At 74.5% G+C, this 21,590-nt stretch carries 20 protein-coding genes; 6 read left to right on the plus strand and 14 right to left on the minus strand.

Translation table 11 applies throughout. The annotated features are described in order from the left end of the window. The first annotated feature begins 82 nt into the window (after positions 1-82). From ACI79A_RS10610 to ACI79A_RS10620, 3 genes are all read left to right on the plus strand, one after another. Positions 83-1,447 (plus strand): KamA family radical SAM protein, encoded by a 1,365-nt coding sequence (locus tag ACI79A_RS10610; RefSeq protein WP_457082811.1) that lies wholly within the window; start codon positions 83-85, stop codon positions 1,445-1,447. 166 nt (positions 1,448-1,613) lie between these two features. After that, the gene (locus ACI79A_RS10615; RefSeq protein ID WP_457082813.1) at positions 1,614-2,126 is read left to right on the plus strand and encodes a GNAT family N-acetyltransferase; all 513 of its coding nucleotides are present in this window, start codon (positions 1,614-1,616) and stop codon (positions 2,124-2,126) included. Between the two features lie 7 nt (positions 2,127-2,133). Then, complete coding sequence (locus ACI79A_RS10620; protein ID WP_457082815.1) at positions 2,134-3,567, plus strand: lipase maturation factor family protein; 1,434 nt, start codon at positions 2,134-2,136, stop codon at positions 3,565-3,567. 1 nt (position 3,568) lies between these two features. Here the strand turns inward: ACI79A_RS10620 and ACI79A_RS10625 are convergent, their stop codons facing one another. Further along, positions 3,569-4,435 carry a lysophospholipid acyltransferase family protein gene (locus ACI79A_RS10625; protein WP_457082817.1) on the minus strand — a complete coding sequence of 289 codons (867 nt, stop codon included), beginning with the start codon at positions 4,433-4,435 and terminating at the stop codon, positions 3,569-3,571. Positions 4,436-4,473: 38 nt separating this feature from the next. Then, positions 4,474-5,616 carry a glutamate--cysteine ligase gene (locus tag ACI79A_RS10630; RefSeq protein WP_457082819.1) on the minus strand — a complete coding sequence of 381 codons (1,143 nt, stop codon included), beginning with the start codon at positions 5,614-5,616 and terminating at the stop codon, positions 4,474-4,476. 193 nt (positions 5,617-5,809) lie between these two features. Between ACI79A_RS10630 and ACI79A_RS10635 the strand changes: the two genes are divergently transcribed. After that, positions 5,810-6,622, plus strand: coding sequence for a hypothetical protein (locus tag ACI79A_RS10635; RefSeq protein ID WP_457082821.1), 813 nt, complete (start codon positions 5,810-5,812; stop codon positions 6,620-6,622). A 6-nt stretch (positions 6,623-6,628) separates the two neighbouring features. Here the strand turns inward: ACI79A_RS10635 and ACI79A_RS10640 are convergent, their stop codons facing one another. Genes ACI79A_RS10640 through ACI79A_RS10650 form a run of 3 tightly spaced genes read right to left on the minus strand, consistent with a single transcriptional unit; the run spans position 6,629 to position 9,370 of the window. Next, positions 6,629-7,741 (minus strand): Rv2578c family radical SAM protein, encoded by a 1,113-nt coding sequence (locus ACI79A_RS10640; protein WP_457082823.1) that lies wholly within the window; start codon positions 7,739-7,741, stop codon positions 6,629-6,631. 35 nt (positions 7,742-7,776) lie between these two features. Then, entirely contained in the window at positions 7,777-8,250 is a 474-nt protein-coding gene (locus ACI79A_RS10645; RefSeq protein WP_457082825.1) for an Lrp/AsnC family transcriptional regulator, read from the minus strand. Then, positions 8,225-9,370: a M24 family metallopeptidase gene (locus ACI79A_RS10650; protein WP_457082827.1), complete on the minus strand. Its 1,146-nt coding sequence runs from the start codon at positions 9,368-9,370 to the stop codon at positions 8,225-8,227. Before ACI79A_RS10650 ends, ACI79A_RS10645 begins: the two co-directional genes overlap by 26 nt. A gap of 75 nt (positions 9,371-9,445) precedes the next feature. Here ACI79A_RS10650 and ACI79A_RS10655 point away from each other — a divergent pair, with 75 nt between their 5' ends. Then, positions 9,446-10,363, plus strand: coding sequence for a 5'-3' exonuclease (locus ACI79A_RS10655; protein ID WP_457082969.1), 918 nt, complete (start codon positions 9,446-9,448; stop codon positions 10,361-10,363). Between the two features lie 6 nt (positions 10,364-10,369). Here the strand turns inward: ACI79A_RS10655 and ACI79A_RS10660 are convergent, their stop codons facing one another. The 7 genes from ACI79A_RS10660 to ACI79A_RS10690 all read right to left on the minus strand — a co-directional run bounded on the left by ACI79A_RS10660 (position 10,370) and on the right by ACI79A_RS10690 (position 17,571). Next, the gene (locus ACI79A_RS10660; protein ID WP_457082829.1) at positions 10,370-10,639 is read right to left on the minus strand and encodes a DUF4333 domain-containing protein; all 270 of its coding nucleotides are present in this window, start codon (positions 10,637-10,639) and stop codon (positions 10,370-10,372) included. Positions 10,640-10,982: 343 nt separating this feature from the next. Continuing rightward, the gene (locus ACI79A_RS10665) at positions 10,983-13,811 is read right to left on the minus strand and encodes a DEAD/DEAH box helicase (protein ID WP_457082831.1); all 2,829 of its coding nucleotides are present in this window, start codon (positions 13,809-13,811) and stop codon (positions 10,983-10,985) included. A gap of 76 nt (positions 13,812-13,887) precedes the next feature. Continuing rightward, entirely contained in the window at positions 13,888-14,793 is a 906-nt protein-coding gene (gene tatC, locus ACI79A_RS10670; protein WP_457082833.1) for a twin-arginine translocase subunit TatC, read from the minus strand. A gap of 93 nt (positions 14,794-14,886) precedes the next feature. Then, a complete protein-coding gene (gene tatA / locus ACI79A_RS10675) occupies positions 14,887-15,213 on the minus strand; it encodes a Sec-independent protein translocase subunit TatA (RefSeq protein WP_457082835.1) in 327 nt (108 codons plus the stop codon). A gap of 132 nt (positions 15,214-15,345) precedes the next feature. Next, positions 15,346-15,555, minus strand: coding sequence for a hypothetical protein (locus ACI79A_RS10680; RefSeq protein WP_457082837.1), 210 nt, complete (start codon positions 15,553-15,555; stop codon positions 15,346-15,348). 61 nt (positions 15,556-15,616) lie between these two features. After that, positions 15,617-16,597 (minus strand): helix-turn-helix transcriptional regulator, encoded by a 981-nt coding sequence (locus tag ACI79A_RS10685; protein ID WP_457082839.1) that lies wholly within the window; start codon positions 16,595-16,597, stop codon positions 15,617-15,619. Then, positions 16,594-17,571: a helix-turn-helix transcriptional regulator gene (locus ACI79A_RS10690; RefSeq protein ID WP_457082841.1), complete on the minus strand. Its 978-nt coding sequence runs from the start codon at positions 17,569-17,571 to the stop codon at positions 16,594-16,596. The genes ACI79A_RS10685 and ACI79A_RS10690 overlap by 4 nt, the downstream gene beginning before the upstream one ends. A gap of 57 nt (positions 17,572-17,628) precedes the next feature. Here ACI79A_RS10690 and ACI79A_RS10695 point away from each other — a divergent pair, with 57 nt between their 5' ends. After that, positions 17,629-18,747 (plus strand): DUF3866 family protein, encoded by a 1,119-nt coding sequence (locus ACI79A_RS10695; protein ID WP_457082843.1) that lies wholly within the window; start codon positions 17,629-17,631, stop codon positions 18,745-18,747. A 485-nt stretch (positions 18,748-19,232) separates the two neighbouring features. Here ACI79A_RS10695 and pafA read toward each other — a convergent pair whose 3' ends face one another. Both pafA and prcA read right to left on the minus strand, forming a co-directional pair. Continuing rightward, on the minus strand, positions 19,233-20,591 hold the full coding sequence (gene pafA / locus ACI79A_RS10700; RefSeq protein ID WP_457082845.1) for a Pup--protein ligase: 1,359 nt from the start codon (positions 20,589-20,591) through the stop codon (positions 19,233-19,235). Between the two features lie 59 nt (positions 20,592-20,650). Further along, entirely contained in the window at positions 20,651-21,589 is a 939-nt protein-coding gene (prcA, locus tag ACI79A_RS10705; RefSeq protein ID WP_457082847.1) for a proteasome subunit alpha, read from the minus strand. Position 21,590: the final 1 nt, after the last annotated feature.

Genomic DNA, 21,590 nt, shown 5'->3' on the forward strand with positions numbered 1-21,590 from the left:
GTGAACCGAAGGACTTCCCGTATGGTCGCCCCACGGAGTCGCCTGGGGTGCCCTCGGGTTCCCCGCGGAGGACGGAGCAGCGGTGCTGGAGCAGCCCTACGAGTACGTCGCCCGGGAGCTCGTCGAGCCGGACTGGCGCCGGCTGCCCGGCTTCGCCGACGTTCCCGAGGACGAGTGGCGCAGTGCCCAGTGGCAGCGCGCGCGCTGCGTGAAGAACGTGCGGCAGCTGCGCGGGGTGTACGGAGAGCTGCTCGACGACTCCTTCTACGCCGACGTCGAGGCCGACCAGGCCGGGCGGGCGACCATGTCCCTGCTGCTGCCGCCGCAGCTGCTCAACACCATGGTGCCGGCGGAGGAGCCCACCACCGCGGCGATGCTGGTCGACCCGGTGCGCCGGTACATGCTCCCGGTGGCCTCCGACCGGCTCACCGGCGAGGACGCCAGCCACCCGTACGCCTCGCGCGACTCGCTGCACGAGCACGAGATGTGGGCGGTCGAGGGGCTCACCCACCGCTACCCGACCAAGGTCCTGGCCGAGCTGCTGCCGACCTGCCCGCAGTACTGCGGGCACTGCACCCGGATGGACCTGGTGGGCAACTCGACCCCGGCCGTCCCGAAGCTCAGGTTCGAGCTCAAGCCGGTCGACCGGCAGGGTGCGATGCTGCAGTACCTGCGCGAGACCCCCGGGGTGCGCGACGTCGTCGTCTCCGGTGGCGACGTGGCCAACCTGCCGTTCCGGAACCTGGAGGCGTTCGTCGCCGGGCTGCTGGAGATCGAGTCGGTGCGGGACATCCGGCTGGCCACGAAGGCGCTGATGGGGCTCCCGCAGCACTGGCTGCAGGGCGAGGTGGTCGACGGGATGGGCCGGCTGGCCGCCACCGCCCGAGCCCGCGGCGTCTCGCTGGCGGTGCACACCCACGTCAACGCCGCCCAGTCGGTGACCCCGTTGGTCGCCGAGGCCGCGCGGACCCTGCTGGCCGCCGGGGTGCGCGACGTGCGCAACCAGGGCGTGCTGCTCGCCGGCGTCAACGACACCGCCGGGCAGCTGCTGGACCTCTGCTTCGCCCTGCTCGACGGCGCCTCGATCACGCCCTACTACTTCTACATGTGCGACATGATCCCCAGCGCCGAGCACTGGCGGGTCTCCCTCGCGCACGCCCAGACGCTGCAGCACGACCTGATGGGCTACCTGCCCGGCTTCGCCACGCCGCGGATCGTCTGCGACGTGCCCTACGTCGGGAAGCGCTGGGTGCACCAGGTCGCCGAGTACGACCGCGAGCGCGGCATCAGCTGGTGGACGAAGAACTACCGCACCGGCATCGAGCGTGCCGACGCCGCTGCGCTGGACCGCCGGCGCGCCTACTACGACCCGGTGCACACCCTGCCGGCGTCGGGGCGGGCGTGGTGGGCCGCGCAGCGCACCGGCGCCCTCACCCCGGTGGGCTGAGCCCGGGATCAGGTGACCTGATCATGCGTGCTCCTGGCTCACTGTGGGTGGTGAGCCAGGAGCACGTGCGGCGAGCCAGGACGGGCATCGGGGTGGGCGGGGGCCCGCGGCCGGGCCGGGGCCAGCCGGGCGTTTCCGGCCGGGACGACGGCGGTAGCCAGGACCGGTGGACCTGCTGTGCACCGACCGGCTGCGGCTGCGCGCCTGGACGACGGACGAGGCCGACCTCGCCCGGCTGGCCGACCTGTACAGCCGGGATGAGGTGACCCGCTGGCTCGGCGGCCCGCCCACGGTGACGCCGGCCGAGCTGGTGCAGCGCTGGGAGCTGGTGCACCAGCTGGACGCCCGGCACGGGTGCTGGGCGATCGAGCCCCGCGACGGCGGCGCGGTCGCCGGCACGGTGCTGCTCAAGCCGCTGCCCAACGGGGTCGGCGAGGTGGAGGTCGGCTGGCACCTGCACCCGGACAGCTGGGGCTGCGGTTACGCCACCGAGGCCGCCCGCGCCGTCGTCGACCGGGCGTTCGGCGAGGGGCTGGCCGAGGTGTACGCGGTGGTGCGGCCGGACAACACCCGCTCACTGGCCGTCTGCGACCGGCTGGGCATGGCGCCGCTGGGCCGCACGCGCCGCTGGTACGGCACCGAGGTCGAGGCGTTCCGGCTCAGCGCACCGGAGGAGTGAGCGACCGGTGGAGTGGTTCAGCGACCCCGACGCCTGGCTCGGCCGGCTGGTCGTCACCCGGGGCGTGGCGGTGGTCTACCTGCTCGCGTTCGTCGCGGCGCTGCGCCAGGGGCCGGCGCTGCTGGGCACGCACGGGCTGACCCCGGTCCCCCGCTTCCTCCGGCACAGCTCGTTCCGCCGCGCGCCCAGTCTCTTCCACTGGCGCTGGTCCGACGGGTTGTTCGCCGGCGTCTGCTGGGCGGGCATCGCCCTGTCGCTCGCCGTCCTGACCGGGCTGGCCGACCGGCTGCCGGTGGCGGGCTGGATGGCGCTGTGGCTGGCGCTCTGGGGGCTGTACCTGTCGATCGTCAACGTCGGCCAGATCTGGTACGGCTTCGGCTGGGAAACCCTGCTGCTGGAGACCGGCTTCCTGATGGTCTTCCTCGGTCCGGCGCACGTCGCGCCGCCGACCCTGGTGCTGTGGCTGCTGGCCTGGTTGCTCTTCCGGCTGGAGTTCGGCGCCGGGCTGATCAAGCTGCGCGGTGACCGTTGCTGGCGCGACCTGACCTGCCTGGACTTCCACCACGAGACCCAGCCGATGCCCGGCCCGCTGAGCTGGTGGTTCCACCGGCTGCCGCCGCGGCTGCACCGGGTGGAGACGCTGGCCAACCACGTCACCCAGCTGGTGGTCGTGTTCGGGCTTCTCGCGCCGCAGCCGGTCGCGAGCGCGGCCGCGCTCGTCGTCGTGGTCACCCAGGGCTACCTGGTCATCAGCGGCAACTTCGCCTGGCTCAACTGGCTGACCCTGGTGCTCGCCCTCGGGCTGATCGACGGTCGCTGGTACGACGCCGTGCTGCCGGTCGACCCGCCGGCGCAGCTGGACTCACCTCCCGGGTTCGCCGCCGTCTCGATCGCGCTGACGGTGCTGGTCGCCGTGCTCAGCGTCGCACCGGTGCGCAACCTGCTGTCCCGGCAGCAGCGGATGAACACCAGCTTCGACCCGCTGCGGCTGGTCAACAGCTACGGCGCCTTCGGGTCGGTCACCCGAATCCGCCGGGAGCTGGTGGTCGAGGCGACCGACGAGCCGGGGCCGGACGCCGTCTGGCGGGAGTACGAGTTCCGCGGCAAGCCCGGCGACCCCTACCGTCGCCCCCCGCAGTGGGCGCCGTACCACCTGCGCCTGGACTGGCTGATGTGGTTCGTCGCCCTCTCCCCCGCCTACGGCCGCAGCTGGCTGACCGCGTTCCTCGGCAAGCTGCTGGACGCCGACCCCGCCACGCTCCGGCTGCTCCGGTCGGCGCCGTTCGGGGACCGGCCACCGGCCGCCGTCCGGGTGCTGGTCTACCGCTACCGGTTCACCACCCGCGCGGAGCGGCGGAAGTCCGGCGCCTTCTGGCATCGCACCTACGAGCGGGAGCTCGTGCCGCCGGTCACGCGGGCGGAACTGGGGCCGGTGCGCTGACTCAGCGACCGCGCCGGGCCAGCCGGCGGCGCAGGCGGGCCACCGGGTGCGGCGTCTTCGGCTTGGCCCGGCTGCCCCCGGCGTGCGAGGTGTCCCGCGCCGCGGCCTGCTCCGGCGTCGGTGCCGAGCCGCCGAGGTGGGCCGGCAGCCACCAGCGGTCGTCGTCGCCGGCCGGCTGGTCGGGGTAGGTCCGCTGGGCCTCGGCCAGCAGCTCCTCCATCGCCGCCCGGGTGCGTCGCAGCAGGGCCTGCGCCTTCTCCCCCGGCTCGGGAACGATGGGCTCGCCGACGACCACCGTCACCGCCACCCCGCGCGTGAGCACCACCTTGTGCCCCTTGGTGGCGATCCGCTGCCCGCCCCACACGGCGGCCGGCAGGATCGGCACGCCGGCGTCCAGGGCCATCCGCGCGGCGCCGGCCTTCAGGTCCTTGACGGTGAACGAGCTGCTGATCGTCGCCTCGGGGAAGACGCCGACGACCTGGCCGTCCTTCAGCGCCCGCACCGCGGAGTCGAAGGCCGCTGCGCCGGCCGCGCGGTCGACCGGGATGTGCTGCATGGCCCGCATGAACGGACCGGCGAACCAGTGCCCGAACACCGAGGCCTTCGCCATGAACCGGACCAGGCGGTGCTGCGGCAGCGCCGCCAGCCCCAGGAAGGTGAAGTCGAGGTAGCTGACGTGGTTGCTGCACACGATCGCACCGCCGGAGGTGGGCACGTGCTGGCTGCCCCGGACGTCGAAGCGGAAGCCGAAGAGCCGGAACACGACCAGCGCCATCCGGATGACGAACCGGTAGGGCCGGTCGCGCCGGTCCGGACCAGGCCCGAAGAGGTCGCGACGGACGATGTCGCCCCAGCTGGCGGTGTACATGAGCGGACCCTAACCAACGGTCCCGTAGGTCGGCCCGCTCACCCGACGTGGGTGGCCGCCACCGCCTCCCGGACGACGGCGGCAAGGTTCCCGGTCTCGGCGAACACCGACCGCTGCTGGCGCGCGCCGGTACCCCGGCTGAGCAGCTCGGCGAGGCCCTCCCCGACCCGCTCGAGGTCGCCGGCGTCGTCCAGCGCGGGGCGGACGTGCGCCAGCAGCGCGTCGAGCACCTCGCCGGCGGGCGCCGGTCGACCCGACCGGGGATCGACGAGGACGTCGTCCAGGCCGGACCGCGCGGCCCGCCAGGCGGCGACGCGGATCAGCTCGGTGGGGACGTCGGGGGCGGGCACCCCGGCCCGCCACTCGCGGGCGGCGGTCTCCACGAGGGCCCGCACGAGCCCGGTGTGCAGGACGGCGTCGGCCACCCGCAGCACCACGTCGGCGACCCGCACCTCGACCGTGGGCCAGGACGCCGACAGCCGGGCGTCGAAGTAGACCATCCCCTCGTCCAGGACGGTGCCTGTGGCGGTGAGGTCGGCGACGAGCCGGTGGTAGGCCTCGGGCGTGCCGAACCGCCCGGTGGGGCCGGCGGAGGGCCAGCGGTTCCAGACCTGGGAGCGGAAGCTCGCGTACCCGGTGTCCCGGCCGCCCCAGAACGGGGAGTTGCTGGTCAGCGCGGTCAGCACCGGCAGCCAGACGCGGATCCGGTCGAGGACGGCGACGCCCTCCTCGTCGTCGGACACCGACACGTGCACGTGGCAGCCGCAGGTCAGCACCTCCTCGGCGGTGAGGCCGAACGCCTCGATCATCCGGGTGTACCGGCGGCCCGGGGTGGCGACCGGCTGCACCGGCACCGGCGACGTGGCCAGGGCCGCCACCCGTGCGCCCACCGCCGCGGCGGCGGCATCGGCCCGGGACCGCCACCAGACGAGCTCGCCGGTCACCTCGTCCAGGTCCCGGCAGACCCGGGTGCCCAGCTCGATCTGCTGCTCCTTCAGCTCGGGCACGAGGTGCGCCTCGGGTGTCCCGTCGTCGTCCTCCCGCTCGGCGCGGTCGTGGTCCCCGACGGTCTCCCCCTCCCCGCGGCGCGCGGCGGCCTCCAACGCCTCGGGGCCCAGCGGCACGGGAGTGCCCGACGCGGCGACGACCAGCAGTTCTTCCTCGACTCCCACCGTGCGCACGTCGCCATGATCACCGGTGCACCGTTGGCGGCGCCCATCGAGACGGTGGTTCCCTCCCGCTCGATGCTGTGGCGCCCGGAGGGTGCCGTGATCTCGCTCTCGGCAAGTGGGCACAAGTTTCGTATGGATAGTTTGTTGGGCATAACGGTAGTGTTCCGGCATGTCCGGTCGGTGGCAGCCTCCGCTGCCGCACATGCCCACCCCGCCCGCCGAGCGCGCCTGGCAACGGCTGGCTGTGCCCCGGGGGTACGAGGCGCAGTGGCGCCGGCTGGTCGAGGCCGCGCTGGAACTCGACCTGGGGCCGGACGACCTCGCCGCCGGAGGGCTCGAGGAGCTCGCCGCCGCGCGGGAGTGGAAGCCGGCGACCGTCACGCTCTACAGCAAGGTCGCGCGCTACGGCGGGCTGGACCTGCCGCTCCCCTCCACCCCCGAGCCGGATCCGCCGGTGCTGGACCTGCGGCCGCTCACCGAGCTGCGCAGTGACGACCCCGAGCACCTGCGCACCGTGGCGTGGTGCGCACTGGCCCTGCAGTGGCCGGCGACGGTGGGCCAGTTCCGGTCACTGCGCCGGGACCAGGTCGACGTGTCCGGGCGCGGGCTGCGGATCCGGACCGACGACGGCGACTGGACCGTCCGCGGCGCCACCCAGGCGTGGACGGCGTGGGAGGCGTCCCGGAACCGCTTCCCGACCCTGGCCGCCAGCCCGTGGGTGCTGCCGGCGCTGCGCCGGGGGCCGGGCGTGGACAGCCACGTCGGTGGTCGGCTGTCCACCCAGGCGCTGCAGACGACGTTCGCCAAGCACGCGGCCAACACCGGGCGGCACCTGCAGGCCACCGCGCTCCCCCGACGCCGCGACGCGGTCGATGCCCTGGCCACGGTCTACCTGACGCTCTCCTACGACTCCTACCGCCGCCTGGCCCTGGCCGCCGGCGCGCCGCCGGTCGCGTCGCGCGGCACCGTGCGGGCGTTGCGGAGTGTGCACCGGACGAACCGGCTGGCCGGCTGACGCCGCTCAGCAGAGCGCCAGCTGCTCGGGCTCGGCGGCCGGCCCCCGGTCCGCGGTCGCTGCGCGGCCCGGCAGGCTGCCGGCGGGGAACCCGGCCGACTCGTCGCCGGGCAGGCCGGTCGTCGAACCGGTGTCCACGCCCCGAGCCGTACCGCCGCTCTGCCGGTCCAGGCCGTACCGGGCGAGCACCGGGGCGACCCGGCCGGCGAGCCAGGACCGGTAGTCGGCGGGGACGTAGGCGCCCCGGCCGTAGAGGCTCCGGTAGCGCGGTACCAGGGCCGGGTGCTCCCGGGACAGCCAGGCGGTGAACCACTCCCGCGCGCCGGGGCGCAGGTGCAGCGGCAGGACGGTGACCCCGGTGGCACCGGCGTCGGCGATCGCCGCGATCGCGGCCTCGAGGTGGTCGAGCCGGTCGGTGAGCCCGGGCAGCACCGGGGCGAGGAACACCCCGCAGGGCAGCCCGGCGTCGGTGATCGCCCGGACCAGGTCCAGCCGCGCCCGCGGGGTGGGGACGCCGGGCTCCAGTGACCGGTGCAGGTCGTCGTCCCAGATGGCCATCGACACGCCCATGCCGATCGGCACATCCTGGGCCGCGGCGGCCAGCAACGGCACATCGCGCCGGGCCAGCGTGCCCTTGGTCAGCACCGAGAACGGCGTGCCGGACGACGCCAGGGCGCTGATGATCCCGGGCATCAGCCGGTAGCGGCCCTCTGCCCGCTGGTACGGGTCGGTGTTCGTGCCCAGCGCCACGTGCTCCCGCTGCCAGGACGGGCGGGCGAGCTCCCGGCGCAGCACCTCGGCGATGTTGGTCTTGACCACGATCTGCTGGTCGAAGTCGGCGCCGCTGTCCAGCTCCAGCCACTCGTGCGTCCCCCGAGCGAAGCAGTAGGTGCACGCATGGGAGCAGCCCCGGTAGGGGTTGATCGTGTGCCCGAACGGCATGGCCGAGCCCTTCGGCACGGCGTTCAGCGCGCTCTTGGCCCGGACCTCGTGGAACGTCAGGCCGGGGAACTCCGGCACCTGCACCCGGCGCAGCAGCCCGCGGACCGTGGGCAGCCCGGGCAGCGCCGTCGGCTCGTCGAGGTCGAGCTTCTGGGCGTCCCACCGCATGCGGACCATCCGAACACACGTTCGAACCGGTGTCCAGCGCTCGGCTAGATCGGCGGGCGCTTCTCGTAGGCGGTGGAGAGCACGACCGTCGTCCGGGTGGTGACGTTGGCGGCGGCCCGGATCTGCTGCAGCAGCACCTCCAGCGCGTCCGGTGAGGCCACCCGCACCTTGAGGATGTAGCTCTCCACGCCGGCGACCGAGTGGCACTCCTCGATGGCGCTGAGGTGCGCGAGCCGGGCCGGGGCGTCGTCGGGCTGGGCGGCCTCGATCGGGGTGATCGACACGAAGGCGGTCAGCGGCAGCCCCAGGGACTTCGCATCCAGGTGCGCGCCGTACCCGGTGATCAGCCCGCGCTGCTCCAGCCGCCGCACCCGCTGGTGCACCGCGGAGACCGACAGCCCGACCCGCTCGGCCAGGTCGGTGTAGCTGGCGCGCCCGTCCCGGGCCAGCGCCGACAGCAGCGCCCGGTCGACGTCGGGCGCGGGGCCGGGGTCAGCCGGGGAGTTCGACGAGCTCACGGGGGCCCTCGTTCAGCGTGCGGACGCCGTCGTCGGTGCAGACCACGATGTCCTCGATCCGGGCGCCGCAGCGGCCGGCCAGGTAGATGCCGGGCTCGACGGAGAACGCCATGCCCGGCTCCAGCGGCAGCTCGTTGCCGGCGACGACGTAGGGCGCCTCGTGGGTGTCCAGCCCGATCCCGTGCCCGGTGCGGTGGATGAACTGCTCGCCCCAGCCGGCCTCGGTGATCACGTCGCGGGCCACCGCGTCGATCTGCTCGCAGGTCACGCCCGGTCGCACCGCGGCCGTCGCGGCCTCCTGAGCGCGCTGGAGCACGGCGTACCACTCGGCGGTCTCGGCGTCGGCCGAGCCGCCCACCACGTAGGTGCGGGTGCAGTCCGACCGGTAGCCGGTGGCGGTCTCCCCGCCGATGTCGACCACCACCAGGTCACCGGCCTGCACGACCCGGTCGGACAGCTCGTGGTGCGGGCTGGCCCCGTTCGGCCCGGAGCCGACGATGGTGAAGTCGACCCCGACGTGCCCCTCGGCGAGGATCGCCGCGGCGATGTCGGCCCCCACGGCGGCCTCGGTGCGCCCGACCCGCAGCCACTCCCCCATCCGGGCGTGCACCCGGTCGATCGCGGCACCGGCCAGCGCCAGCTCCTCGACCTCGGCCGGGGTCTTCACCATCCGCAGTCGGTCGACCACCGGCGCGGCCAGCTCCAGCGTCGAGCCGGGCAGCGCCCGCTGGATGCCCAGCGCGTGCTCGGCCCAGGTGCGGTTGCCCACCGCCACCCGCTGCGGCGCGGATCCGAGCCGCGCGGTGAGGGCGTCGGCCAGCCGGGCGAAGGGGTCGTCGGTCTCGTCCCAGGCCAGCACCTCCAGGCCGAGCGAGCCGGCCGGGGACGCCTCGACCATCGGGGCCTCCAGCCGGGGCACGACCAGCAGCGGCTCGCCCCGGCGGGGCACGGCCAGGGCGGTCAGCCGCTCCATGGCGTGCGCGTCGTACCCGCAGAGGTAGCGCAGGTCCGAGCCCGGCGTGACCACGACGACGTCGACGCCGACCTCGTCGGCGACCGCGCGGGCGGCGCGCACCCGGTCGATGGAGACCAGCGGGGAAGGGGGAACGGATCCGGACACCTCGGCAGACTAACCACGGCCACCGACGTGATCGGCCGTCGTCACCAGGCCGTTACCGTCGCGCCCGTGACGACGATGCTGCTGGACGCCGCCAGCCTCTACTTCCGTGCGTTCTACGGCGTCCCCACATCGGTGACCTCCCCCGACGGGCGACCGGTCAACGCGGTGCGCGGGTTCCTGGACATGACCGCCCGGCTGGTGGTGGCCCACCGGCCGCAGCGGCTGATCGCCTGCTGGGACGACGACTGGCGGCCGGCGTTCCGGGTGGCCGCCGTCCCCTCCTACAAGGCGCACCGGGTGGCGCCGGAGGGCGGGGAGGAGACCCCGGACGAACTGGCGCCGCAGGTGCCGGTGCTGGTCGAGGTGCTCGCGGCCGCCGGGCTGGCCCGGGTGGGTGCGCCGGGGTACGAGGCCGACGACGTCATCGGCACGCTGGCCACCCGCGCGCGGGGCCCGGTCGACGTCGTCACCGGTGACCGCGACCTCTTCCAGCTGGTCGACGACGCCCGCGGCGTGCGGGTGCTCTACACCAACCGCGGGATCACCGACCTGGAGTTCGTCGACGAGGCAGCGGTGTCGGCGAAGTACGGCATCCCCGGCCGCGCCTACGCCGACTTCGCGGTGCTGCGCGGCGACCCGAGCGACGGGCTGCCCGGGGTCGCCGGGGTGGGCGCCAAGACGGCCGCCGCGCTGATCAACGAGTACGGATCCCTCGCCGGGATCCGGGCGGCCGCCACCCGCACCGTCGTCCCGAAGGCGCCGCTCACCGCTGCGGTGCTGAAGAAGCTCACCGCCGCCGCCGACTACCTCGACGCCGCGCCCGCGGTGGTCGCCGTGGTCAGCTCGATCGACCTGCCCCCGGTGAGCGGCGACCTGCCGTCCCGCCCGGCCGACCCGGACACCCTGGCGGTGCTCGCCGAGCGGCACGGGCTGGGGTCCTCGGTCCGCCGGCTGGGCGCCGCCCTGGGCTGGCCGGACGACGCGCCGGGCTGAGCCAGGTCAGCCGTCCTCCCAGGTGTAGTCGCCGTCGGTGTCGGTGACCTCGATGGTGACGGTCACCTCGTCACCGTCACCGGTGGTCCCGGCGCATGCGTAGGTCCCGCCCTCGGCCACCGGCATCGGTTCCTCGCAGCGCAGCTCCAGCGGGACACCACGCAGCTCCTCGTACTGCTCGGCGACGTCCCGCTCGACCGCGTCGGGGTCCAGCCGGGTCGAGCCGAACCCGGGCGTCACCAGCACCACCAGGGCGAACAGGGCAACGGCGAGCACGGCGAGCACCCCCCGGCGTGCGCGGCGGGGCGGGGCCGGCGGTGCGCCCCAGCCGACCGGCTGCCCGTACGGGGGCTGCCCGTAGGCGGGCGGTGCCCACTGCGGAGGGGGTGCGTACTGCGGTGCCCCGGGGCGGCCCGGCTGCCCGTACGGCGGCAGGCGGGCCGGCTGGCCCGACGGTGGTCCCCAGCCGCCCCCACCGCCCTGCCCGCCCCAGCCGGGCGCCGCCGGGCGCGGGTGAGGGCCGGGCTCGGGCGGTCCCTGCGGGGGCTGGCTCATCGTGGCTCCTCCGTCGAGGGGGCGGCGGCTGGGATCCTGCCCGACTGCCTGGGCGCCGCGGCGGTCAGCCCGTGACGGCGACCGCCACGACCCCGCGCCGCACCCGGCCGACGGCGGACCGGGCCACCCCGGCCAGCGGCTCGTCGGCGACCTTGGCCAGCTGGTCGAGCAGGTCGATGAGCTGGCGGGCCCAGCGGACGAAGTCCCCGCCGGAGAGCTCGGTGCCGGCCTGCTCGGCGCCGGCGAGCACCCGGTCCAGGGACTGCCCGTCGGCCCACCGGAAGGCCGCCCAGACGAAGCCCAGGTCGAGGTCGCGGGTGGCCGGCACGCCGTGCTCGGTCTCCACGTCGAACAGGCGGGCGCGCACGCGGCGCATCTCGGCCAGTGCGCCGGCGACCTTGCCGGCCGGCACCGAGGGGGTGGCCGGGCTCTCCCGACGGGCCTCGAACACCAGCGCCGAGACGCAGGCGGCGAGCTCGGCGGGGGTCAGGCCGCGGAACGCCCCGGCGCGCAGGCACTCGGCGGTGAGCAGGTCGGTCTCGGTCCACAGCCGGGCCAGCTGCCGGCCGGCGTCGGTCACCCGGTCGGGCTCCCCCTGCTCGGCGGTGGGCGCCTCGGGCACCAGGTAGCCCAGTTCGGTGAGGACGTCGCAGGTGCGGTCGAACTGGCGGATCAGCGAGCCGGTGCGCTCGGCCATCTGCCGGTGCAGCCGCTCGGCGTCCCGCACCTCGCGCAGCCAGCGGTCGGCGGCGCGCACCCGCTCCTCCCGGTCGGGGAGCTCGTGCACGGGGTGCGCACGCAGGGCGTGCCGCAGGTCGGTGAGCACCGGGTCGTCGCCGGCGGCCGAGCGGCCCTTGGTGCGGCGCGCACCCAGCCCGTTCTCCGCCCGCGCGTTCCGCAGCGTGGAGGCGAGGTCGCGGCGGGCGTGCGGGCTGCGGTGGTTGAAGTTCTTCGGCACCTTGACCCGGGCCAGCGCGCTGACCGGGCTGGGGAAGTCGACCGCGGCCAGGCGACCGGCCCAGCGGTCCTCGGTGAGCACCAGCGGACGGGGGTCGGCGAGCTCGGTGACGCCCGGGTCGAGCACCACGGCGAGGCCCTGGCGGCGCCCGGACGGCACCCGGATGACGTCGCCGGGGCGCAGTGCCTCCAGCGACTCCGCGGCCTCGAGCCGGCGGCGGGCCTGGGTGTCGCGGGACAGCGCCTTCTCCCGCTCGGAGATCTCCAGCCGCAGCTTGGCGTAGCCGGCGACGTCCAGGGCGGCGTCGGTGAGCCCGCCGCTCATCTCCCGCTGCAGCTGGGCCGCCGTCTCCTCGTGTCGGGCGGCGGACCGGGCCAGCCCGACCACCGAGCGGTCGGCCTGGAACTGCGCGAAGGACGAGCCGAGCAGCTCCCTCGCCCGCGCCCGGCCCAGCGTGCCGACGAGGTTGACCGCCATGTTGTAGCTGGGCCGGAAGGAGGACTTGAGCGGGTAGGTGCGGGTGCTGGCCAGCCCCGCGACGGCCGCCGGGTCGACGCCGGGGGCCCAGACCACCACCGCGTGGCCCTCGATGTCGATCCCGCGCCGTCCCGCGCGGCCGGTGAGCTGGGTGTACTCCCCCGGCGTGACGTCGACGTGCGCCTCGCCGTTCCACTTCACCAGCCGCTCGAGGACGACGGTGCGCGCGGGCATGTTGATGCCCAGCGCGAGGGTCTCGGTGGCGAACACGGCCTTGACCAGGCCGCGGACGAAGCACTCCTCGACGGTCTCCTTGAACGCCGGCACCAGCCCGGCGTGGTGGGCGGCGAACCCGGCCAGCAGCCCCTCCCGCCACTCCCAGAAGCCCAGGACGTGCAGGTCCTCCTCGGGCAGCGACCCGGTGCGCCGGTCGATGACCTCGGCGATCGCCGACCGTTCGACCTCGTCGGTCAGCCGCATGCCCGAGGCCAGGCACTGGTGGACGGCGGCGTCGCAGCCGTTGCGGCTGAACACGAAGGTGATCGCCGGCAGGAGCCCGGCGCGGTCCAGCCGCTCGACGACGTCGGGCCGCGACGGCGGCCGGAAGCGCGGTTTGTGGCTGAACCCGCCCCGGGAGCCGCCCCCGCCGCCGGAGAAGGAGTCGTACCGGCGCTCCTGCTCGTGCACGAAGCGGACCAGCTCCGGGTCCACGACGGCCCGGCCGCGCTCGCGGGTCGACTGCCCGCGCGGGGTCTGCTCCCACTCCCCCGCGTGCGCGGCGGGGCGCAGCGCGAACAGGTCGAAGACCCGCCCCCCGACCAGCATGTGCTGCCACAGCGGGATCGGGCGCACCTCGCTGACCACCACGGCGGTGTCCCCGCGGACGCTGACCAGCCAGTCGGCGAACTCCTCCGCGTTGCTCACCGTCGCCGACAGCGAGACCAGCCGGACGTGTTCGGGGAGGTGGATGATCACCTCCTCCCAGACCGCGCCGCGGAACCGGTCGGCGAGGTAGTGCACCTCGTCCATGACCACGTAGCCGAGGTCGGTGAGCGCCGGGGAGTCGACGTAGAGCATGTTGCGGAGCACCTCGGTGGTCATCACCACGATCGGTGCGTCGCCGTTGATGGCGTTGTCGCCGGTCAGCAGGCCGACCCGCGCCGACCCGTACCGGTCGACGAGGTCGTTGTACTTCTGGTTGGACAGCGCCTTGATCGGGGTGGTGTAGAAGGCCTTGCGGCCCTCCTTCAGCGCCTTGTGGACGGCGAACTCCCCGACCACGGTCTTGCCGGCGCCGGTGGGCGCGCAGACCAGCACGCCGGAGCCGCGCTCGAGCGCCTCGCAGGCCTCGACCTGGAAGGGGTCCAGGCTGAAGCCGAGCTCGGCGGTGAAGTCGGCGAGGGTGGGGTGCGCGCTACGTCGGCGGGCAGCCGCGTACCGCTCGGCCGGGCTGGACATGCCCTCCACAGTAAGGACCTTCCTGCCCCCCGCCACTCGCACGCTCGCGGCGGGCTCCTGCAGGAAGGCCGTCAGGTCAGGATCGTTCGACCGGGTCCGGCTCGTCCAGGTTGCTCGAGGCGGTGCCCAGGTCGCTCGGGGTGGTGTCGAGGTCGCTGGGGGTGGTGTCCAGCGCCGACGGTCCGCCGACGAACGGGGACGCCTCGTCGTCGTCGATCCCGGCCAGGCCTGCGGCCGCCGCCTTCTTCGCCCGCCGACGGTCGACGAAACGGGCGATCTGGATCGCGATCTCGAACAGCACGATCATCGGCCCGGCCATCGCGAGCATGGTGAACGGGTCCTGGGTGGGGGTGATGAACGCGGCGAAGACGATGGTGAGGAAGAAGATCCACCGCCGGCCCTTGGACAACGTCTGGTGGCTCAGGACGCCCACCAGGTTCAGCGCCACCGCCAGCAGCGGGACCTCGAAGCTCACGCCGAAGGCGATCAGCAGGGAGAGCGCGAAGCCGATGTAGTCCTGCGCGGTCAGCGCGATGACCGTGCCGCTGCCGGCCAGGCCGAGCAGCAGCTCCAGGCCCGTGGACAAGGAGATGTAGGCCAGCGCCGCCCCCAGGGCGAACAGCGTCGAGGAGACGGCGACGAACCCGAAGCCGTAGGCCTTCTCGTTCCTCTTCAGCCCCGGGGTCACGAACGCCCACAGCTGGTACAGCCAGAACGGCGCGGAGAGCACCGCACCGCACAGGAAGCTGACCTTCAGGCGGATGAAGACACCGCTCAGCACGTCGGTGATCAGCAGGCCGCACTCCTGCTCGCTGCCGCCGTCGAAGCGCAGGTCGTCGGGGAGCCCGCAGTACGGGGCGCGGATGAAGTCGCCCAGGCCGTGCTCGTACCACCAGAAGGCCACCGCGGTGCCGACCAGCAGGGCCAGCAGCGCCTTGGCGACCCGGTTGCGCAACTCGCGGAGGTGGCCGATGAGGGACATCGTCGCCGCGGCGTCCCGAGGGGGACGCCGCGGACGGCGATCACGCGTTCGCCCTGCCAGGGTCACGGGCGGGTGCTCCGGACGTGCGGGAGGTCAGCGGCCGTCGGCGGCGGCCGACGCGCGGGCCTGCTCGGCGCGGGCACGCGCCTCCGCAGCCCGGGCCTCGGCGGCGCGGAGCTCCGCCTCGTAGTCGGTGGCCGCGGGGGTGACCGGCGTGGGGGGGACGATCTCGCCGCGGACCGGCGTGGTCTTGGCCTCGTCCTTGGTGCGGACGTCGTCGTCCTTCATGCCCTTCATCTCGCTCTTGAAGATGCGCATCGAGCGCCCCATCGAGCGGGATGCCTCCGGCAGCTTCTTGTAGCCGAAGAGCAGCAGGACGGCCAGGATGATCAGGCCGATCTCCATCGGGCCGAGGTTCATCGGGGTCCTCCGAGTGGTCGTGGTGGCGCTGACTCTACGCCGGGGAGACGCCCGGACAGCCCCTCGGCGAGGGTGTGCAGCCGCCGTCCACCTGTTGTTCAGCCAGCGGGTCAGCGAGGTGCCGGCGCCGGGTCAGCGAGGTGCCGGCGCCGGGTCCGCGGCGCGCTGGGCGGCCGCCCGGTCGAGGGTGGCCTGCACCTCGGCCAGGACCGGGCGCACCTCGCCGTCGAGCCGGCGCAGCTCGCGGGTGAGCCGGCCCAGCGCCCCGAACAGGCTGTAGGCGATGCTGCCGAGCACCACGACGGCCAGCACGGCGACGACGATCCAGACGGTCAGCAGCACGCCACGACCATAACGGGCACGGCCCGGCGCGCACTGTGCGCCTGGCGGGGAACCGCCGTCGTCAGTCCGCCGTCGGCCGGTCCGCATAGCGGGCCAGGGCCGCCCGCGCCTCGGCGGCCACCTGACCGGCCAGCCCGGCCGGCTCGTCGACGAGGGCGGCACCCCCGAGGGAGGCGACCAGGCGCCGTGCCCAGCCCAGGTCCGACGTCCGCACCGCGACCGCCAGCCCGCCGGGCGGGTCGTCGACCTCGGACTGCTCCTCGACCGGGTAGTAGTCGGCCACCCAGCGGGCGGCGCGGGCCAGCCGGAGACGGACGAGCGGCTCCTCGCCGCTGGGCTGGTAGAGGCCGGACTCGAGGTCGCGCTCGTGGGCCTGCGGCGGTGGGGCGGCCGGGGAGTCGAGCACGGTGACGTCGTCGATGCGGTCGAGCCGGAACAGCCGCACGCCCTCGACGTTGCGGCACCAGGCCTCCAGGTACCAGTGGCCGTCGACGAGCAGCAGGCGCATGGGGTCGACGACCCGGTCGGTGCGCTCGTCGCGGCTGGGCACGTAGTAGCGCAGGTGCAGGGCCCGCCGGCGCTCCAGCCCCTGCCGGACGACGGCGAGGGACTCCTCCCCCGCGCCCACGCTGACCGCGACCGGTGCGGCGAGCTCGGCGGGCTGCCCGGCGGCGGTGGCGACCTTGGCCAGGGCGCGGCTGACCGCCTCGCCCTCGGCGAGCCCGGGCAGCTCCAGGAGGGTCCGCAGCGCGACGATCAGCGCGACCGCCTCGTCGGTGGTCAGCCGCAGCGGGCGCACCATGCCGGCGGTGAAGGTGACCCGCACCCGGTCGCCCTCGAACGCCAGATCGATCAGGTCGCCCGGGCCGTGGCCGGGCAGCCCGCAGACCCACAGCAGGTCCAGGTCGCGGCGCAGCTGGGCCTCGGGCACGCCGAAGTCCGCGGCGGCGTCGGCCAGCCGGACGCCGTCCGGCCGGGACTGCAGGTAGGGCACCAGGGCCAGCAGGCGGGTCATCCGCTCGGCGGTGCTCGGCGCGGTCATGCCCGCTCCCCCAGCGCAGCCAGCCGGGTGAGCCGCTCGACGACCGCCGCACGCATGCGGGGTGGGGACTCGACGAGCACGTCGGCACCGTAGGCGGCGAGCTGGTCGGCGAGCGCCCACGGCTCGGTCGTGCGCAGCTCCAGGCGGTCGTCCCCGTCCTCGGCGGTGCCCACCACCGTCGCGTGCCGGCGCAGGCCGATCGCCGTCCCCGGGCGGGCCCGGACGACGACGACCTGCTCCTCGCGCTGCTCGGAGCCGGCCACCACCGACGCCAGGTCCAGGTCGGCGGGCGGGGCGAAGGCCCCCGCCGGGCCGCTGGCCTTCGGGGTGCCGACGACGCGGGAGAGCCGGAAGACCCGGGCGGCCTGCCGGTCCAGGTCGTGCCCGACCAGGTACCAGCGACCGTGCCAGGCGACCACGCCCCAGGGCTGCACCCGGCGGCGGGCCGGGCGCTGCTCGTCGGGACGGCGGTAGTCGAAGGCGAGCACCCGGCGGTCGCGGGCCGCGGCGTAGCAGGGCTCGAACGCCGGCTCCCCGGCGTCCAGGCGCGGCTGGATGGGCAGCACGCGGCCCGGGTCGACGTCGACACCGGCGGCCCGCAGCTTCACCAGGGCGCTCTGCGCGGCGCCGGCCAGCTGGGCGGACTGCCAGAGCCGCAGGGCCAGGCCCACCGCAGCGGCCTCCTCGCCGGTGAGGGTGATCTCGGGCAGCTCGTAGTCGGCCCGGGCGATCCGGTAGCCGTCCTCGGTGTCGAAGGCGCTGGTGCGGCCGGTCTCCAGCGGGACGCCGATCTCGCGCAGCTCGGCCTTGTCCCGCTCGAACATCCGCTTGAACGCCTCGTCGGCGCGGTCGGTGCCGTCGTCGGGCTCGTAGCCGGGCACGGTCTCCCGGATCCTGGCCGCCGACACGTACTGCCGGGTGCCCAGCAGGGCGATGACCAGGTTCACCAGTCGTTCCGCCCGCTTGGCTGCCACGTCGCACAGGTTACGGCTCCGGCTGCCCGCGGCTCGCCCGCTGGTTAGCCTGCGACGGTGACGACTCCCTCCTCCCCTGCCCCGGCCTCCCGGATCCGCTGGCGACGCGGGCGGGTCACCGAGCTGGGCCGGTCCTGGCGCGACGCGCAGGAGATGACCGTCAAGGTGTTCGACGACGGCGCGATCCGCGCCCTCGCGCACCCCTCGCTCGTGGGCACTCCGGAGGTCGGCGACGAGGTGCTGCTGAACACCACCGCGTGGGCGCAGAAGCTGGGCACGGGCGGGTACGCGCTGGTCGTCGCCGTGCCCGACCGGCTGCCGGCCGACCCCGAGGGTCCCGGGCACCTGGTCAAGGGCCGCTACACGCCGCTGCAGGTGACGGTGCAGGGCGTCGACGAGCAGGAGACCGAGCACCACGAGGCGATCGCCGCCGCCGAGGACCTCGGTGGCATGCCGGTCGTGGTGGCCGACCTGCACTCGGCGCTGCCGGCCGTGCTCGCCGGCGTGCACGTCACCGACCCGGCGCTGCGGGTGGCCTACGTGATGACCGACGGCGGGGCGCTGCCCGCGGCGTTCTCCCGGACGCTGGACGCGCTGGCCGGGTCGCTGGCCGGGGTGGTCACCGTGGGGCAGGCGTTCGGCGGTGATCTGGAGGCGGTGACCGTGCACACCGGGCTGCTCGCCGCGCGGCACGTGCTGCAGGCCGACGTCACCGTGGTGGCGCAGGGCCCGGGCAACCTGGGCACCGGGACGCCGTGGGGCTTCTCCGGGGTCGCCGCCGGGGAGGCGTGCAACGCCGTGCACGTGCTGGGCGGGCAGACCATCGGGGCGCTGCGCATCTCCGACGCCGACCCGCGGCCCCGGCACCGCGGCGTCTCCCACCACTCGCTGACCGCGTTCGGCCGGGTGGCCATGGGCGGGGTGACCCTGGTGGCGCCCCGCGGCATCGGGTCGGAGCTGGGCAAGCAGGTCGAGGAGGACCTCGCCGGGCAGCCCGAGCGGAACCTGGTCGAGTGGGTGGACACCGAGGGGCTGGACGACGCGCTGGCCGGCTCACCGGTGACCCTGTCCACGATGGGCCGCGGCGTCGCCGAGGACCGCGCGTACTTCCTGGCCGCGGCCGCCGCCGGCCGGTTCGCCGCCCAGCTGGCCCTGTTCGGCGCCCCGCCGGCCTGACTCGCGCCCTGCGGCCGCTCCCCCGCGCTCCCGCCTGCGCCCTGCCTGCCACGCGCTTCGTCCGCTTCCCGCGATCTGCGGCGCGTGGGAAGCGGAGGAAGCGCGTGGACAGGGGATGCGGGTGGCGCATGACCCGGGGGCGGCGGCTTCATCACCAGCGCCGGAAGCCGCCCTCGGCATGGGTGGTCTGCCCGGTGACGGTGGTGGCGGCCGGGTCGGCGAGGTCGGCCGGCACGTGCGGTGGGTCGCCCGGCTCGGCCAGGACGGCGGCCAGGTCCTCGGCGCCTCAGGCCGGCCGGCGTCGTGCGGCGACCAGGAGGAGACGACGACCCGCTCACCCCGGTCGAGCAGCCGGCGGGCGATGGCGAACCCGATGCCGGCGCGTCGGCCGGCCCCGGTGACGAACGCGGTGGACACCTGCGGAGCATGGCCTCGCCCTGAGGCCCGTCCCGAGCGTGCGCGGGTCGAGGAGGACGGGTCCTCCCTCACATGCTCGAGATGAGCTTCTCCACCCGCTCGTCGACGAACTTGAACGGGTCCTTGCACAGCACGGTGCGCTGCGCCTGGTCGTTGAGCTTGAGGTGCACCCAGTCGACGGTGAAGTCGCGGCGCTTCTCCTGCGCCCGCCGGATGAACTCCCCGCGCAGCTTGGCCCGGGTCGTCTGCGGCGGCACGTTCTTGGCCTCGAAGATGAGCGGGTCGTGCGCCACCCGCTCCACCTGCCCGGCCTTCTCCAGCAGGTAGTACAGGCCCCGGCCGCGGCGGATGTCGTGGTACGCGAGGTCGAGCTGGGACACCCGTGGGCTGGACAGCGGCAGGTCGTGCTTGGCCCGGTACCGCTCGATGAGCCGGTACTTGCTGGCCCAGTCGACCTCCCGGTCGATGAGGCCGAGGTCGCCGGTGTCGACCGCCTTGAGGGTGCGGCCCCACAGTTCGAGCATCTGCCGGTGCACGGGGCCGAGGCCCTCCCGGTCGACGAACTCCGCGGCCCGGTCGTGGTACTCGGTCTGGATCTCCAGCGCCGACATCTCCCGGCCGTTGGCCAGCCGGACCTTGCGCCGTCCGGTCATGTCGTGGCTGATCTCGCGGATCGCCCGGATCGGGTTCTCCAGCGTCATGTCCCGGACGGCCACGCCCTGCTCGATCATCCGCAGCACCAGGTCGGTGATGGTGACCTTGAGCAGCGTGGTCGTCTCGTTCATGTTCGAGTCGCCCACGATGACGTGCAGCCGGCGGTACTTCTCGGCGTCCGCGTGCGGCTCGTCGCGGGTGTTGATGATCGGCCGCGAGCGGGTGGTGGCGCTGGAGACGCCCTCCCAGATGTGCTCGGCGCGCTGGCTGACGCAGTAGACGGCGCCGCGCGGGGTGTGCAGCACCTTGCCGGCGCCGACCACCATCTGCCGGCTGACCAGGAACGGGATGAGGACGTCGGCGAGCCGCCCGAACTCGCCGTGCCGGCCGACGAGGTAGTTCTCGTGGCAGCCATAGCTGTTGCCGGCGGAGTCGGTGTTGTTCTTGAACAGGTAGATGTCGCCGGTGACGCCCTCTTCCTTGAGGCGCTGCTCGGCGTCGACCATCAGCCCCTCGAGGATCCGCTCGCCGGCCTTGTCGTGGACGACGAGCTCGGTGAGGTCGTCGCACTCGGCGGTGGCGTACTCGGGGTGGCTGCCCACGTCCAGGTAGAGGCGGGACCCGTTGCGGAGGAAGACGTTGGAGCTGCGCCCCCAGGAGACCACCCGGCGGAACAGGTACCGGGCGACCTCGTCAGGGGAGAGCCGGCGCTGACCCCGGAAGGTGCAGGTGACGCCGTACTCGGTCTCGATGCCGAAGATCCGTCGTTCCACCTCACCGAGCCTATGCCGCCGCGGCGCGCTCGGCTCGTGTGCCGAGCGCGCCGCGCCGTTCACCGGTCGCTGGTGTCGTCGGTGTCCGGGCCCGGCTCGGGCCGGGTGCCCTCGGTGCCGCCGCCGACACCGTCGGTGGTGGCCGGCTGCGCGGATGCCTGCTCGGTGCCACCGGCGCTGTCGACCGCCGCCGGGTCGCCGAGGCCGGCCGGGGTGCCCGGTGCCGGGGTGCTGGGCGCGTGGGCGTGCCCGGCGGCCTGCGCCGGGGGGGCCGGCTCGGGGGCAGGCTGGTCGCTGAGCAGCGCCCGCAGCGCCGCGCCGGTGACCCGGCGGAACGTGCGCTTGGGCCGGCGCCGGTCGAGCACCGCGACCTCCAGCTGCTCGGCCGGCAGCTGGTCGTGGCCGCCGCCGTTGGCGCTGGTGGCCGGGCTGACCGCGGACAGCGCCTGGACGCCGACGCGCAGCGCCTGCGCCAGCCCCATGCCCGCGGCGAAGTGCTGGCGCAGGTTGCCGCTGACGGCCTCGGCCTGGCCGCCCATCACCACGAAGTCCGGCTCGTCGACGACCGAGCCGTCGAAGGTGAGCCGGTACAGCTGGTCGCTGTCGGCGGTGTCGCCCACCTCGGCGACGCACAGCTCCACCTCGTAGGGCTTCATCTGCTCGGTGAAGATCGCGCCGAGGGTCTGCGCGTAGGCGTTGGCGACGATCCGGCCGGTGACGTCACGCCGGTTGTAGGAGTAGCCGCGGACGTCGGCCAGCCGGACGCCGGCGACCCGGAGGCTCTCGAACTCCGAGTAGCGGCCCACCGCGGCGAACCCGATCCGGTCGTAGATCTCGCCCACCTTGTGCAGCGTGGAGCTGGGGTTCTCGGCGATGAACAGCACACCGTCGTCGTAGGTCAGGACGGCGACGCTGCGGCCGCGGGAGATGCCCTTGCGGGCGTACTCCGAGCGGTCGCGCATGACCTGCTCGGCGGAGGCGTAGTACGGCATCGTCATG

The organism is Modestobacter sp. SYSU DS0657 (assembly GCF_054050925.1).

Bases quoted from the DNA above. Each gene is read 5' to 3' on its own strand.
- tatA (WP_457082835.1), bottom strand. From the start codon at position 15,213: ATGAACCTCGGCCCGATGGAGATCGGCCTGATCATCCTGGCCGTCCTG.
- prcA (WP_457082847.1), bottom strand. From the start codon at position 21,589: ATGACGATGCCGTACTACGCCTCCGCCGAGCAGGTCATGCGCGACCGC.
- tatC (WP_457082833.1), bottom strand. From the start codon at position 14,793: ATGTCCCTCATCGGCCACCTCCGCGAGTTGCGCAACCGGGTCGCCAAG.
- ACI79A_RS10625 (WP_457082817.1), bottom strand. From the start codon at position 4,435: ATGTACACCGCCAGCTGGGGCGACATCGTCCGTCGCGACCTCTTCGGG.
- ACI79A_RS10655 (WP_457082969.1), top strand. From the start codon at position 9,446: ATGCTGCTGGACGCCGCCAGCCTCTACTTCCGTGCGTTCTACGGCGTC.
- ACI79A_RS10635 (WP_457082821.1), top strand. From the start codon at position 5,810: ATGCCCACCCCGCCCGCCGAGCGCGCCTGGCAACGGCTGGCTGTGCCC.
- ACI79A_RS10640 (WP_457082823.1), bottom strand. From the start codon at position 7,741: ATGGTCCGCATGCGGTGGGACGCCCAGAAGCTCGACCTCGACGAGCCG.
- ACI79A_RS10685 (WP_457082839.1), bottom strand. From the start codon at position 16,597: ATGACCGCGCCGAGCACCGCCGAGCGGATGACCCGCCTGCTGGCCCTG.
- ACI79A_RS10665 (WP_457082831.1), bottom strand. From the start codon at position 13,811: ATGTCCAGCCCGGCCGAGCGGTACGCGGCTGCCCGCCGACGTAGCGCG.